At 55.4% G+C, this 15399-nt stretch carries 12 protein-coding genes and 1 riboswitch; of the genes, 7 read left to right on the forward strand and 5 right to left on the reverse strand.

Annotated features, from left to right (window positions below):
* From OCV66_RS03125 to OCV66_RS03135, 3 genes are all read right to left on the reverse strand, one after another.
* Positions 1 to 300: integrase DNA-binding domain-containing protein (locus OCV66_RS03125; RefSeq protein ID WP_262563713.1), on the reverse strand; the 300-nt coding region annotated here is incomplete at its 3' end.
* 78 nt (positions 301 to 378) lie between these two features.
* Complete coding sequence (locus OCV66_RS03130; protein WP_002341493.1) at positions 379 to 585, reverse strand: excisionase; 207 nt, start codon at positions 583 to 585, stop codon at positions 379 to 381.
* Positions 578 to 1720, reverse strand: a complete 1143-nt coding sequence (locus OCV66_RS03135) for an XRE family transcriptional regulator (protein ID WP_147573768.1) — start codon at positions 1718 to 1720, stop codon at positions 578 to 580. Before OCV66_RS03135 ends, OCV66_RS03130 begins: the two co-directional genes overlap by 8 nt.
* Positions 1721 to 2246: 526 nt before the next feature.
* Between OCV66_RS03135 and OCV66_RS03140 the strand changes: the two genes are divergently transcribed.
* From OCV66_RS03140 to brnQ, 5 genes are all read left to right on the forward strand, one after another.
* Entirely contained in the window at positions 2247 to 2870 is a 624-nt protein-coding gene (locus OCV66_RS03140; RefSeq protein WP_452039159.1) for a helix-turn-helix domain-containing protein, read from the forward strand.
* Positions 2871 to 3095: 225 nt separating this feature from the next.
* Positions 3096 to 3401 carry an ArsR/SmtB family transcription factor gene (locus OCV66_RS03145; protein ID WP_147573769.1) on the forward strand — a complete coding sequence of 102 codons (306 nt, stop codon included), beginning with the start codon at positions 3096 to 3098 and terminating at the stop codon, positions 3399 to 3401.
* 128 nt (positions 3402 to 3529) lie between these two features.
* Positions 3530 to 4507 (forward strand): permease, encoded by a 978-nt coding sequence (locus OCV66_RS03150; protein ID WP_407933172.1) that lies wholly within the window; start codon positions 3530 to 3532, stop codon positions 4505 to 4507.
* Between the two features lie 282 nt (positions 4508 to 4789).
* Positions 4790 to 4895: riboswitch (glycine riboswitch) on the forward strand.
* A 129-nt stretch (positions 4896 to 5024) separates the two neighbouring features.
* The gene (locus tag OCV66_RS03155; protein WP_147573816.1) at positions 5025 to 6392 is read left to right on the forward strand and encodes an alanine/glycine:cation symporter family protein; all 1368 of its coding nucleotides are present in this window, start codon (positions 5025 to 5027) and stop codon (positions 6390 to 6392) included.
* Between the two features lie 139 nt (positions 6393 to 6531).
* Entirely contained in the window at positions 6532 to 7833 is a 1302-nt protein-coding gene (gene brnQ / locus OCV66_RS03160) for a branched-chain amino acid transport system II carrier protein (protein WP_147573771.1), read from the forward strand.
* 44 nt (positions 7834 to 7877) lie between these two features.
* Here the strand turns inward: brnQ and OCV66_RS03165 are convergent, their stop codons facing one another.
* Positions 7878 to 9245 (reverse strand): esterase/lipase family protein, encoded by a 1368-nt coding sequence (locus OCV66_RS03165; RefSeq protein WP_147573772.1) that lies wholly within the window; start codon positions 9243 to 9245, stop codon positions 7878 to 7880.
* A gap of 98 nt (positions 9246 to 9343) precedes the next feature.
* Positions 9344 to 10642, reverse strand: coding sequence for a hypothetical protein (locus OCV66_RS03170; protein ID WP_147573773.1), 1299 nt, complete (start codon positions 10640 to 10642; stop codon positions 9344 to 9346).
* A 297-nt stretch (positions 10643 to 10939) separates the two neighbouring features.
* Between OCV66_RS03170 and OCV66_RS03175 the strand changes: the two genes are divergently transcribed.
* Together OCV66_RS03175 and OCV66_RS03180 are read left to right on the forward strand one after the other, a co-directional pair.
* Positions 10940 to 13684 (forward strand): S-layer homology domain-containing protein, encoded by a 2745-nt coding sequence (locus tag OCV66_RS03175; RefSeq protein ID WP_147573774.1) that lies wholly within the window; start codon positions 10940 to 10942, stop codon positions 13682 to 13684.
* Positions 13685 to 13970: 286 nt separating this feature from the next.
* Positions 13971 to 15338 carry a citrate/2-methylcitrate synthase gene (locus OCV66_RS03180; protein ID WP_054326539.1) on the forward strand — a complete coding sequence of 456 codons (1368 nt, stop codon included), beginning with the start codon at positions 13971 to 13973 and terminating at the stop codon, positions 15336 to 15338.
* Positions 15339 to 15399 lie beyond the last annotated feature (61 nt).

The raw sequence follows: 15399 nt of genomic DNA on the forward strand, positions 1-15399 counted from the left end.
TTTCTTCACATTTGCCCTCTGTGCGTTCTGTTTGGCATAGAGTTGGCAAAGCGTCATTTTCTTGCCTGTGCTGTCGATATCGTCCTCAATATCCCGTCTTATCTGCTGTTCCAGTTCACGAAGTGAGGGTTTTTCCCGTTTTCCCTTTGGTGTCGGGTCTGTGGGTGTCAATCTCCAAGCATACACATATTTTGTGTTTCCAAATGCGTCTACATATTTATATAAGTATTTCCCGTCTGTTCGTTGGCTCTCTCCAGTATGCAGGATACGACCTTTGTTATCCCGTCTTTTTTCTTTCATGGTGTCTGCTCCTTTCCTTGTTGGAAAGAGCCTTGATATGACTTGTGTTCATCATAACACATACAAGGCTCATTTGCACTAGATAGCGTCCAATTTATCAATGACCTGTTCAAATTGTCGGCGTTTAATCTGTATGCGGTTGCCATTCATAATGAGCCAGCCAGCGTCCTTGTTTTCCTCTGCCAATCGTCTTAACTTGTTTTCTCCGATACGGAAATACTTTGACGCTTCTTCAATGGTAAGGGTATATTTTTCCCATACGGGAATATCCTGTGCATTACTCATAAAACACCCCCTCACTTTCGATTACATCTGCTATATCCGTACACATCTGTTCTACAAGCATTTCCTGTTTTTCGGAAAGGTGGGTACATTCATCAATCATTTTCATGTAGTTTGAGCCTGTCAGCCTGTCGATTTCCTCTATCATCACGATTGACGGCATGACCTGTCTTTCCAGCCATTGCAGAGTGCGTTCCATATTGACAGGTACGGGGTTCATTTCAAAAGGTAAACTGTCATGGGAAATGAATATCTCCCACAACGGATAGTCGGGAAAATCCACAAAATCGGTAATAAGGTAAAACACCAGCCCATGAGGGTTATATGTCAATAACAATTCCTCAACTGCCTGTACTGCCTTTTTATCACGCAGACGAATTTCAAAACGGTTGATAATATCCGTATGTTTCTTTTTGGTTGCCTGTTCCTTTTGTTTTTCGTACAGGCAGAAGTATTTTGTACTTGTTTTTGAGCCGATATAAAGGGTGCTTGCTAAATTGCGATTTTTTCCGCTTAGTTTACCGCCTTGCACATTTTCATAGTTTTTACAGCGACAATCCGCACCGCCATTTTTATATTTTTCAGACAAGATGGGAATATCCAGCAGACCGCACATATCATTGATTGCCAAGTCAAAACGTCGGATAACACCGCCACAGTCAAGACAGCGGTTTAAGAATGAATACCAATCCCTGTTCTGTGCCTGTAAGACATATTCCATGTTGCGTGAGCCTGCTCCTTTTAATTCCAAGAATACGCCCATGTGTTCATCATCAGAAGCCATAACCTTGATTTCCCCGTAGGCATAATGTTCTTTATAGCCATAATACCCATAGTCATAATGGATAAAATAATCTGCTTTCATGCCAAGCACCTTTCGGATAACTTCCAATGCGTCAGTCGTTGGAAAACGGACAGACAGATAATCCACGAGCAGATAAAAAGGCTTATCGCAGATATAGTAATTCAGACAACGCAGGATAATATTTTGTGTTTCCTTGCTGGCGTTGGCTTTTCCGTTCTCAAAGCGGTTGATACTATATCTTGATACATGGGTAAGACTTGCAAGTTCTCCTTGTGAAAGACCGCTTGCAAGACGTTTATTCTTCATTTCAAGTGCAAATTCTAAATTGTTCATTGTATTCCTCCAATCCCACAATAGCCTTGAAATACCTGTAAACCACTATTCAAAAGAATGTGAAGTTACTATCTTCTTAAAACTCCTCATTACTACTCACAGGTTTGGGGTTGTATGGTTTTTGACTTGTCTTTTGTGAAATAGTGCCCCCCTGTTAGATAACGGGGGCACAATCAAGGCTCGCAGGCTCGCCAGCCGACAAAGCATTTCTTCCCCTTGACACATGGTGTCATGGCGGTAAGCCTGAGAGGCTTCCGCCACCGTGTCAGAAATACTTTGTCAACAAATCCTGTTTTGCCTTTTCTAACAAGTTCCATTTCAACCGATATTCATATCTACAGGTTTAATCAGATAGATATTTTCTTTTGAATGTTTTTGTATTTCATTCTATTGTGCTTATTTGATTACAAGAACATAGTAATTCTTATATGCTTATTTGTCAATATCTTTTTTTGTCTTTACAAATCATATTAAGCATGATAGACTTATAATAGCGAAGATATAACGAGTTATGGAGGGGTATGCAATGAAAATAAGCCATTTAGGAAATAATATACAGACCATAAGAAAATTTAGGGGAATGAAACAACAGGAACTTGCGGACAAAATTGGTATCAATATGCAGAGCCTTTCCAAGATTGAAAGAGGGTTAAACTATCCTGCTTATGAAACGCTGGAAAAGATAATGGAAGTGCTGGACGTAACGCCCAATGAATTGTTGTCGGGGGAATGGAAGTATGTTAATCAATCTGAAAAGGAAGTCTGTCAGTTTTTAAGAGCCGAAGAACGTTTAAATGCAGAATTGAAACATGGACATTATGACAACTTCTTCGACAGCGAGGAAGAATGGCTGGAATATGAGTTAGAAAAGTTACGGGAATATATTACAGACTATATCAACGGGAAAAGCATTGAAGCGTCCGACCTTTACCCAATCAAAGAATTTATCCAGCATTTGAAATTCCAAAAACTGTTAGACCGCTATGATGATTTATACAGCATGGATATGTTTGGAGAAAGCATAGAGGGACATAAATATAGGACACCTTATCAAGTTGTAAAAATGATAAACCCGAACTCTAAAGAAGATATGGAACTGTTATCGAAATTACCGTGGGTAACGGGTAAATTTGATGATGAGGACGAGTAATCTTTTCCTCTTACGAGAAGATACAGCAAACAAAAAGCCCAGTAAAGAGTGCAAAGCACCACCAATGGTGGCAAGCTCTTGACAAGGCTTTTTCTTTTCTGTGTTGGGTAATCAAGAGGAAGAAAGAATAATACATCAAAATATTTTGATGTAATGTGTTGACAAATCATGTTGTAAGCCTTATGATAAATATATCAAAATTATTTGATGTGAGGAGTGATAATAATGAATGATTTTTCTAAAGACGCAAAAATTTTTAAGGCTCTTTGTGATACAAAAAGGCTTACTATTTTAGACTACTTAAAGAGTGGGGAAAAATGTGCGTGTGTTCTGATTGAAAACATGAACATAGGACAATCAGCTTTATCTTATCACATGAAAATACTTTGCGACTCTGGTATTGTTAATGCAAGACAAGAGGGTAAATGGACGCATTACAACTTAAGTAAAAAAGGAAGTGAATATGCGTCAAAACGATTGTTAGAATTAACAACACCAAATACTGAAAATCAATCACATTGTTGCAAATAAAGGTCATCGAAAGGTGGCTTTTATAAAACTTTATCACATCAAAAAAAATTGATATGTCATGTAAAGGAGGGACTTTATTGGGAGTAGTAAATTCAATATGGCTATTTTTTCAAGACCAAATATTAGGTATGAAATGGTTGAATGGCTTAATTGGTAATGGGCTATCATTGCTAGGGCTAGACATTAACAGTCGTTTAGGTGGAAGTATTCAATTCTTTTTATACGATGTAATCAAAATCACAATCTTGTTATGTTTACTGATTTTCTTTATATCGTATATTCAAAGTTATTTTCCACCCGAACGAAGTAAAAAAATTTTAGGGCGATTTCATGGTATCGGTGCAAATATCATATCCGCATTGTTAGGAACAGTTACACCATTTTGCTCGTGTTCTTCTATCCCGTTGTTTATAGGTTTTACAAGTGCAGGATTACCGTTAGGAGTAACTTTTTCCTTTTTGATTTCTTCGCCTATGGTTGACTTAGGAAGTCTTGTATTGCTAATGAGTATTTTCGGGGCTAAAGTTGCTTTTGCTTATGTGATTGTAGGCTTGATAATCGCTGTAATTGGCGGTACTTTAATTGAAAAAATGCACATGGAAAAATATGTGGAAGATTTCGTGAAAAATGCAAGTAATGTCGATATTAGTTCTCCTACTTTAACCAAAAAGGATAGAGTTCAATATGCAAAAGAACAAGTTGTAGGAACATTCAAGAAAGTATTTCCATACATTTTGATTGGTGTGGGTATCGGAGCAGTTATCCATAACTGGATACCTGAAACATGGATTGAAAGTATCTTGGGCAGTAATAACCCGTTTGGTGTTATTTTAGCCACTCTTGTCGGAGTTCCTATGTATGCTGATATTTTTGGAACAATTCCAGTAGCAGAAGCATTACTTTCAAAGGGTGCACAATTAGGTACAATTTTATCATTTATGATGGCTGTAACAACATTGAGTTTGCCGTCTTTAATCATGCTGAAAAAGGCAGTAAAGCCTAAACTATTGACCCTTTTTATTGCCATTTGTACGTTTGGCATTATTATTGTAGGTTATCTCTTTAATATTTTTATTAAATTTTCTATTTATTTTACAATACTTTAGTGTTTCTTTCAACGTATGAAAAGATGCCGAAGTTGCCTTTGGTTCTTTTCGAGCCTTGTATTGGTCGAGCAGTGAATTTAGTGAAAATGATGGAGTTGAAGCCCATCAGTCCAAATGTAAAAAGGGAGCGCAGGGGACCGCGCTTGACAGATGCACCGCGAAATGGTACACTAATATTCTAAGATTATATCGCGACAAACGAAGTTTGCAGGAAAAAGCCGCGCGGCTTGCCGAAGGAGCAAAACTCTCAGGTGTCCGGTTTTCCGGATGAGGACTGTAAACGGATGCGGCTCTGGAGAACGCCCCGCAGGGGGGGCTGCCGAAGGTGCAACGCGTGCGGCTGGGGGCCGCGCGCCAATCTCTCAGGCAAAAGGACAGAGTTTGGGGACTAATCGGGCACGGGCCGGCGCATTGCGCGCGGCGCGGCGTCCGTTCGTTTTCTGTGAGCCGGAACCCTTGGTGGTTCTGGCTTTTTTGTTTGCCGCGGAAAGAAAAAGGGGATTGTAAGACAATGTCAATGGATCAACTGGCTGATCTGGTAAGCAAGGTCAGCGACATCGTGTGGAACAGCGTGCTGCTGTATCTGCTGGTCGGCACGGGTGTCATTTTCACCATCCGCACGCGCTTTGTGCAGGTGCGCAAGTTCGGCGCGGGCTGGAAGCGGCTGTTCGGCAGCTTCTCGCTCAAGGGCGAAAAGGCGGGCAAGGACGGCATGAGCCCGTTCCAGGCGCTCACCACCGCGATTGCGGCGCAGGTCGGCACGGGCAACATCGCGGGCGCGGCCACCGCGCTGTACTCGGGCGGCCCGGGCGCGATCTTCTGGATGTGGCTTTCCGCGTTCTTCGGCATGTCCACCATCTACGGCGAGGCCGTGCTTGCGCAGAAGTATAAAACCGTGGACAAAAACGGCCATGTGACCGGCGGCCCGATCTATTACATCAGGGCGCGCTTCACCGGCAGGTTCGGCAAGTTCCTGGCCGGCTTCTTCTCGCTGGCGATCATCTTTGCGCTGGGCTTCACCGGCAACATGGTGCAGGCCAACTCGATCAGCGTGGCGTTTAAGACTGCGTTCGGCACGCCCCAGGTCGTCATCGGCGTGATCTGCGCGGTGATCGCGGGCTTCATCTTCCTGGGCGGCGTGGGCCGTATCGCGGCGTTCACCGAAAAGGTCGTACCCGTCATGGCGATCTTTTACATGGTCGGCTGCATCGGCATCCTGTGCGTCAACCACGCGGCGATCCTCCCCGCGCTCAAGTCCATTTTCGTGGCGGCGTTCGACCCGCAGGCGATCCTGGGCGGCGCGGTCGGCATCACCGTGCGCGAGGCGATGCGCTACGGCGTGGCGCGCGGCCTGTTCTCCAACGAGGCCGGTATGGGCTCCACCCCGCACGCGCATGCGCTGGCCAAGGTCGAAAAGCCGCAGGACCAGGGCGAGATCGCGATTGTCTCGGTGTTCATCGACACCTTTATTGTACTCACGCTCACCGCTATGGTTATTTTGACCTCGGGCCAGCTTCAGTCCGGCGTGCCGGACGGCCTGCAGGGTACTGAGCTGGCGCAGGCGGCGTTCAATGTCACGCTCGGCTCGGTCGGCAACGCGTTTGTGGCGGTGTGCATGCTGTTCTTCGCGTTCTCAACCCTCATCGGTTGGTACTTCTTCGGCGAGACCAACGTCAAGGCGTTGTTCGGCCAGAAGGCCACCAAGGTCTACGCGGCGATCGTCGTGGTGTGCATCGTGATCGGCTCGGCGCTCAAGGTCGATCTGGTGTGGAACCTGTCCGACCTGTTCAACGCCCTGATGGTGTTCCCCAACCTGATCGCGCTGCTGTTCCTGTCCGGCATTGTCGCCCGGGCGGCGCACGGCGAGGATATCACAAAAAAATAAACCCGCGGTTTTCCGGAGGCGCGCTTGCCAGCGCGCCTCCTTTTATTTTACCGCTTTGCCGTGTTAGTGTGCGTATTTGCGCGGAAATGGGAAACATAGTATAATAAGGCTTATGAAAAGAAGGAAAAGGGGGAGGCTTATGCAGCGGCTGCGCGGGAAGAACCTGCTGCTGGTCGGGTTCACATTGTTTTCCATGTTCTTTGGGGCGGGCAACCTGATCTTCCCGCCCTTCCTCGGCGCGCAGGCGGGTACGAACACCTGGCCGGCCATGGCGGGCTTTATCCTCAGCGCGATCGGCTTTCCGGTGCTGGGCGTGATCGCGGTGGCGAAGGCGGACGGCCTGCGCCGCTTGGCGGGGCGGGTGCATCCGGTCTTTGCGGCGGTGTTCACGCTGCTGGTGTACCTGTCGATCGGGCCGGGGCTTGCCATACCGCGCACGGCGAGCACCTCGTTCGAGATGGTCGCGCCGCTGGCCGGCGGCGGAGGAAGCGCGTTGCAGGCAGGCTACTCGGCCGTGTTTTTCGCCGTGGCGCTGCTGGTCGCGCTGCGGCCGGAAAAGCTGACCGACCGCCTGGGCAAGCTGCTCTGCCCGACGCTGATCGTGCTGATCGTGGCGCTGTTCCTGGGCTGTGTGGCCAGGCCGGTCGCCGCGCACTACGGCACGCCCGGGGCGGCGTATGCCTCCCTGCCAGCGGTCGAGGGCTTCCTCGGCGGGTATCAGACCATGGACACGATCGCGGCGCTCAATTTCGGCGCGGTGATTGCGCTCAACATCCGCGCCAAGGGCATTGAGGAGGAGAAGCAGGTCGTGCGCGGAACGATCCGCGCGGGCTGGGTCGCGGGCGCGCTGCTGCTGGCGATTTATTCCATGCTCGCGCATGTAGGTGCGCTATCTGGAGCGGCGTTCCCCGGCGGCGAAACCGGCGCGGACACGCTGACGCGCATGGTTTCCGCGCTATTCGGCGCGCCGGGCAGCGTGCTGCTGGCGGCGATCTTTGTGATCGCGTGCCTGAACACCTGTATCGGCCTGCTGTCCTGCTGCAGCGAGTATTTCCACGGACTGATGCCGCGCGTCTCTTACCGGATGTGGGTCGTCTTTTTCGCGGCGGTCAGCATGGCCATTTCCAATATCGGGCTGGCGGGCATCCTTAAGCTGTCCACGCCGGTCCTAAACGCGATCTATCCCGCGGCGCTCGCGCTGATCCTGCTGTCGTTCGCACCCGGCCTGCACCGGCGGCGGCTGGTCTATCCGCTCACCATCGGCTTTGTGAGCGTGCAGAGCGTGGCCGCGGCGCTCGCGCAGGCGGGCGTGTCCATCCCGTGCGTCACAGCGCTGCTGGACAAGATACCGCTCGCGCCGCTCGGCTTCGGCTGGGTGCTGCCGGGCTTGGCGGGGCTTCTGCTTGGGCTTCTGCTGTCCGGCCGGCCGGAGGAGGCGTAAAAAATAAAGAGGAGGAGGGGTGGAACGCCCCTCCTCCTCTTTATTCAGAACCCTTTTTCCTTTAGCCCTTTAACCAGCCCGATGTAAAATTCGCGCACATCAAAGCCGGGGATGTCCTCGCGCATCAGATCCACCACATCGCCATGCGACACGCCGCGCCGGCCGGACGCGGAAAGATTGCCGAGGAAATGCCCCCATTCTGCGGAGGAGCGGGCAACCAGCCCGTCGTTTGCCTCGCGGTCGTATTTGCGCACCAGATGCCAGGTCAGGTTGAGGGGGAAGCCCGCGCTCGACGGCTTTTGCATCGTGCTCATCACGCTCTGGTAAAACACGCCCTCCTGGTCGGGCGTTTCGCGGTTAAAGCACAGGCAGTTCTCCCGCGTGAGATCGCGCACGCCGCCGAGGAAATCCGGCGAGGCGTCGCCGAGCGTGCGGAACAGGCCGTTGTACCGGCGCTCCATCCAGGCGATCACGCCTTTCGGCAGGGTGCGCAGCAGCTCCTCCGCGAAGATGCAGCCGCGGTGCGGGGTGTTGACCGTGGTCAGGGACGCGACGTGCGGCGCAAGCCCCAGACGGGTGATCGCGTAGCGGCTGTCCAGTCCGCCCTTGGAGTGGGCGATCAGGTTGACCTTTTCCGCGCCGGTTTCCCGCAGAACGGCCTGCAGGCGTTCCGCCAGCTCGGCGGCGCTCTGCGCCACCGGCAGGGCGGACTGCTGCCCGCCGTAAAAAACGGTCGCGCCGCAGCGGGTCAGTGCCCGCGGGATGCGGCCCCAGTAGTTGACCAGCTGCCAGTCGCGGAAAAAGATGCCGTGAACCAGCACGATCGGGTAGCGCGTTTCACAGTCGCGGTTTTCCGCGTGGACGGCCTCGTTTTCCAGGCGGGAAAGCTCGAAATAATACTCATGCCGCACGGCTTTGAGCACGCGGTAGAACAGGTACAGATTGAAAAGCGGCACCCACCAGCACAGCAGGAGCAGCACCCGCCAGACCACGCGCAAGTGCTTGGAGGTGAGCAGCACGCGGAAAAAGCCGTTGACGAGCAGCGCGCCCACCAGCGGCACGAAAAGCAGCAGGTTCGCGGCGAGGAATACCCAGTCCGGCGCGGCGCCCAGCGCCGGGACCGCGCGGTGCAGCGCGCCCGTCGCCAGAAGAAGCGGGTAAAACGCCATTTCCGCCAGGATCACAAAAAATGCCACAAACAGCAGCTCGTAGCCGCCGAGCAGCGCGCGCAGGCGGTGCGTCGCCCCCTTGGCGCGCCGCGGACGGATATGGAACCAAAGATAGTACGCCAGCAGGCCGAACAGCAGCGGCAGCGTCAGCCAGTCGGGCGGTGGCGCCAGCGTTTCCAGCAGCGCGAGGTTTGCCAGCACGAACACCAGCAGCACCCGCAGAAAGCGTTTGCAGTACTCCATCGATCATCTTTCCCCCTTGCCAGGCCAGTATACCATAAAATGCTGCAGAAAAAAAGCCGGGAGGCCGTAAATGGCCACCCGGCGGCGGGTGCTTCCGCTTACATCAGGTCGAGCAGCTTGTAGCAGCGCGCCTTGGTATAGCTCTGCTTGAAGCTGGCCGCGGCGAGCTGGCCCGCAGTCTCGTCCTCGCTCTGGGCGGCGGCGTTTTCTGCGCCCTTGTCGCGCTCCTCCACCCAGGTCTTATAGCTGGCTTCCTCGGAGGCGTACTGGTCCGCGTTGAGGACGGTCGCCAGATAGTCGTACATCTCGCTGAGCAGGGTGTCCCAAGCCTCGAACGAGGTGGAGGTCAGCTCCAGCTCCTCCTCCGGCGTCGCGGCAGCAGAGATCTTCTGGTCGTTTGCCTCCTGCTCGTCGATGCGGTTGCTGAACATCTGCTTCTGCTGTTCCTGCTTCTGCTGGGTCTCCTCCTGGCGCTGGGCGGCCTCCTGCGCCTCGGTCAGCTGCTTTTGCAGGTCTTCGACCTGCTTTTTCTGGTCGTCGGTCAGGGTGTCGTCCGCGGCGAGCGAATCCAGCTTGCCCGCGGCTGCGTCATATTTCTGATCGCTCAGGTAGCTCTGCGCTTCCTGGATATCCGCGGCGAACTGATTGTCAGCCTGCGCGGTCTGCGCCTTCTGGATCATTTCCTCGATCGCGGCGTACAGCGTGGAATCCGGATCGGTGACGCGGTTCTGCAGCTGCTTGAGCGCGGCGACCGCTTCCGTGTACTGGCCGTTGTCCATGTAATCCTGTGCGTCTTGATAATCGCGCAGAAGCTGGATGGTCGCGTCCAGCGCGGATGGGTCCTTGGCCTCGGCCTGCGCGGCGAGGTAGTATTCGAGCGCTTGGTCGAAATCGCCGCGGTTCATATACTTTTCCGCCAGAGTAAGGTTTTCGTCCGGCTGGCGGGACAGGAAAAACCAGACGCCGCCCCCGATCAGGGCGAGCACCAGGATGACGACCAGGGCGATCACCGCGCCCTTTTTGCCCTTGCTGGGCTTGCGGTAGGGCCGGTAGTCCGGCTCATCGCGGCGCTCAAAGCGCGTGGTGTGCGGGTCGTCCGGCGTACCCGCCGCGCGGCGGACGGGCGGCATGTCGATGGGCGGCAGCTCGTCGAGCGCGGGGGCGCGCGGGTCGGTTGCGCCGAGCGGGTCGGAAGACGCCGCGCCGCCGGCCGAGGGGTGCGCGTCGCGCATGGCGGCGTCAAAGGCCGAGGTGTCGATCGGGCCGTTCAGCTCCTCCGGCAGGGTGGTGAAAACGGCGGTTTCGTCGTTCACGCCGGCCTGCTCGACGGGCGCGCCGCAGAAAGGACAGAATTTGCCCGCGATGGGCAGCTCCTTGCCGCAGTTCTTGCAAAGCATAGGTGGGTTCCTCCTCTGAAACAATACGATTCAATACACTTTAGTATAGCACGGGGAAAAAAGGTTGTAAACCTCCCTCTGCGTTGGACGGTCGGGGCGGGATTGGGTTCCGGCGGGGCGGACGGGAAAAAACGGAAGCCTATCCAGCGGATACCCGCCTCCAGCGGGGCGGGGCATGGGGAGAAATACTGGGGAAATGCGCATTGTAGCGAAACTGAAACCGCGCTTTCGCTTGACAAGCCCGCCGGTCAACCGTAAAATGAAGATATTACGGTTCATACAGGGGGAAGCATTACCTTGAAAAGACGTGTTTTGAGCGGCCTGTTGGCCGCGGTCCTGCTTTTTACGACCGCCTTTGCCGCGGGCGCCGATCCGGTGCCGGAGGAGGAGACCCAACCAGCCGTGCTGACCTATGCGGTTGCGCTGCCCGAAGGCGCGGACGACAGTCGGATGGACGATGAGACAATGGAGCGGGTGCGCGCCGTATTGGAGCGGCGGCTGGCACAGCTCGACCTGGCGCAGGCGGAGGTGTCGTTCTCGGACGATCGGGCGGCGGTCACCGTGACCCTGCCCGTGGACGCACCCGACGAAGGCGTGGCGGAATTCCTTGCCCTGCAAGGCCGGCTTTCCTTCACGGACGCGGACGGGAAAGCATGGCTGACCGGCGCGGACGTATCCGCGGCCGAAGCGGGGCTGTCCGCGTCTGCCGAAGGGGAAGAGGCGCAGACTGCATACATATTGCTGACGCTGACGGATGAGGGACGGCGGGCATATGCCGAAGCGCAGGCCGCATTGGATGCGCGAGAGGATGGCAGCAGCACGCTGTCCGCTGTGCTTGACGGCGCAACCATCGCACAGGCGGCGCCCGGGGAGCAGGAGGGCGGCGACCTGCTGCTGACCGGCGATTTTACCGAGGACGAGGCGAAGCTGCTCGTCGCCCGCATCATGGCGGGCGAGCTGCCCGTTGCGCTTACGCTGACGGACGCACCCAGCCAGCCCGCTGTGCCGGAGGAGCCGTCCGAGCCGTCCTTCCCCGATATCGCGGGCCACTGGGCGGCCGCAGAGCTGGAACGCGCGGTCGAGCTGGGGCTGCTCAACGGCGTGGACGGGAAAATGCTGCCTGACAATCCGGTTAAGCGCTCGGAGGCCATCGTCATCCTCAACCGGACGCTCGGCGCGTCGGTGCAGGACGCTACTGCGGGCCTGAAAAACGTGCCGCAGAACGCCTGGTATGCGGCCGATCTGGGAAAAGCGATCCATCTGGGGCTGATCGACGCGGACGACAGCCGGAATTTCGACGCTGCCGCGACCCGCGCGGAGGCGTTCGTGCTGCTCGCCCGCGCGTTTGCCTATGACAGGGCGGAAGCCGCGTCCGATGTGCTGGACGCCTTTACGGATACCGCCTCCATGACCGCGGAGCAGAAGCAGGCGGCCGCAGCGCTGGTCGCGGCGGGGGTCGTCAACGGCGACACCGAAACTACGCTTGCGCCGTCCGGCGCGCTGACCCGCGCGCAGTTCGTGACCATGCTGCTGCGCATCGTCCCCTACTTCCCGACTGAGGACGCGGACCTGTCCGCGCTGACCGGCGGCGCGCTGCTGACCGGCAGCACGGTCGAGCTGTCCGGCTCCGCGCCGGCGGGCGACCGTGTGTTTGCCTGCGGCACAGAGGAAGTGACGCTCTCGGGCGTGACGGCGGACGGCCGCGTCGTACTCAAGGGCGCGGAGGCGGTCAAGCTGACCGCTTCAAAGGATACCGCGCTGTCCGTCCTTGCCGTCGATCCGGCGGGTACGGCCGAGGTGACGCTGCGGGACGATTCGCACGCGGATACACTGGTAATCGCGGGTACTGGCGGCGCGGTAGCCTGCCAGGGCGAGGCGTCCAACATCGAGATCACCGCCTCGAACCGCACGATCGACCTGTCCGGCATGGAAGCGGACACGCTCACCGTCACCGGCAGCGGCAACACCATCGTGGTGGACGGCGCGGTGCGCGCGGTATCGGTCAACGCAGGCGCGGCGGGCAACACGCTGACCCTGAATAAGAAGGTGGAGACGCTGCTTGTTGCGGGTGTCGGCACTAAGGTAGACGGAAAGGGAAAAGCGGAATCGGTCGATATCCGCGCCGTGGATTGCGAGGTTTCGCTCAGCGCGGACTCCAAGATCGAAAACATCGACCCGGGCCTAGCGGGGGTCACAATCGAAATGGACGTGCCGGCTTCGGTCAAGGCGGGCGGTTCGCTGCTGACCAAGGTCAGCTTCACGGGCGTGAGCGAGGAAAAGCTCTGCTCGGCCCAGTGGTATCAGAACGGCCAGCCGCTGGAGGCGTACCGCAACAGCCGGTTCGCGCTGACCGCGGACAAGACCTCCAGCCATACAACCTATTTCACCTTTACCAAAGATATGGAAACCAGCGTAACAATTGGCTTCCGGCTGACCTACGACAACCCTTCCACCGGCGAAACCGAGGAACTGTACGCGGAAAAGACCGTGCCGATCGAGAATTACTCGGACGAATGGTATTACCAGCGGGACGTTAACCGCGTGCTGAATCTGGTGTCCTCCACCTATCGGGGCAACTACACCACGGCCTATGCGGTCAATAACGACTATGAAACCTATGAAAAAGAGGTCTGGGTCAACGCGAAGGGCTATTCGAGCAGCACCAAATACCTGCTCTGGATCAACCGCGCCTACCAGCATGTCAATGTGTTTGAAGGCTCGAAGGGCAACTGGAAGCTGATAAAATCTTTCCTGGTCGGCACGGGCGCGGCCAGCACCCCGACCCCGACCGGCCTGACCACGGTTTCCTACAAGTCCGCGGGAGGCTGGACGACCAGCACCTATACCGTGCGGCCGGTGGTCGGCTTCTATCCGGGAACGGGCTATGCCTTCCATTCGCGCCTGTGCTATCCGGGAACGGATACCGAATATGATTACAGCGCGGGCTATCCGATCTCGCACGGGTGCGTGCGCATGTACAAGAGCGATATCTGGTGGATTTACAACAATATTCCGGTCGGCACGACGGTCGCGATATTCTGACGACGCCGGTAACAGGAAAGCGCCTGCGGGCGCTTTCCTGTTTTTTTTCATGCGCCCGCCCTCTCCCTGCGGGCTGGACGAGGAAAGGGTTTTTCTTGGTTCAGCGCGGGAAAGGACGCTGCACAATACGGGCAGGACACTTGCGTGCAAGCATGTTGAACAAGCGGACAAAAGGGATAAAATACGCTTTTGTGGGTTTCAACAAGCGACGGTATTTGACATTTTTGCAGGACAGGAGTAAAATATATGCATAATGAACGATTCAAGCGGAAGGAGCAAGCCCGATATGACGACACAGCCGTCCTTTGTCAACCCAGTGCTTTTGCAGGAGCTCAGCGAGAGCTTCCGCCTGCATAACCAGATCCCGTCGGATCTGTATACCCGCTTCCGCATCAAGCGCGGCCTGCGCAACGCGGACGGCACGGGCGTCCTGGTCGGCGCGAGCCGCCTGGGCAACGTTCACGGCTACATACTCAACGAGGGCGAGCGCGAGCCGATCGAGGGCCGCCTGACCTACCGCGGCTATAATGTGTACGACCTGATCCACGGCCTGGAACAGGAGGACCGCTTCGGGTTTGAGGAGGTCGGCTACCTGCTGATGTGCGGCGCGCTGCCCACCCGCCGCCAGCTGGACGAATTCCAGCGCTCGATCGGCCTGGAACGCGCGCTGCCCGATAATTTTACCGAGGATATGATTATGCGCGCGCCGAGTCGGGACATTATGAACAAGCTCGCGGGCGCCACGCTCGCGCTTTACTCCTACGACCCCAATCCGGACGAGACGACGGTCGAAAACATCATGCGGCAGGGCATCAGCCTGATGGCCAAGTTTCCGGTTATCATTTCGCATGCGTATCAGGCCAAGCGCCGGTATTTCGACGGGGATTCCATGTTTCTGCATGTACCCGACCCTGACCGCTCCACGGCGGAGAACATTCTGCATCTGGTTCGGCCGAACGGCAAGTATTCGGACGACGAGGCCAAGCTGCTCGACCGCTGCCTGATCCTGCACGCCGAGCATGGCGGCGGCAACAACTCCTCCTTCACTGTGCGTGTCACCTCCTCGTCGGGTACGGATACCTATTCCGCGATCGCGGCGGCGGTTTCCGCGCTCAAGGGGCCGCGGCACGGCGGCGCCAACCTGCGCGTCGTGCGGCAGTTTGAGGAGATGAAAGAAAACATCAGCGACTGGACGGACGAGGGCGCGGTCGCGGACTACCTCTGCAAGATCCTGGACGGGGAAGCGGGCGACGGGTCCGGCCTGATCTACGGTATGGGCCACGCCATCTATACATTGAGCGACCCGCGCGCGGTGGCGCTCAAAAAAGCCGCGCGCCCCCTGGCGGAGAGCAAGGGCTTCAGTCGGGAAATGGATCTGATCGAGTTGGTTGAAAAGCTCACGCCGGCCATTTTCGCGGAGAAAAAAGGCAGCGACAAGCCCATGTGCGCCAATGTGGACATGTATTCCGGCCTGGTGTATAAAATGCTCGGCCTGCCGAAGTCGCTGTATACGCCGCTGTTTGCAACCGCGCGTATCGTCGGCTGGATGGCGCACCGCCTGGAGGAGGTCACCACGGGCGGCAAGATCATCCGTCCGGCTTACAAGCCGCTCTGCAAATCCGTGGTATACAAAAATCTGGACGAACGCGGATAATGCGATTAAAAAAGCGTGTTTCCCCAAGAGGGAAACACGCTTTTTTCAAATGGATGCGTGG

Source organism: Agathobaculum ammoniilyticum (assembly GCF_025567315.1).
Lineage (GTDB): Bacteria > Bacillota > Clostridia > Oscillospirales > Butyricicoccaceae > Agathobaculum > Agathobaculum ammoniilyticum.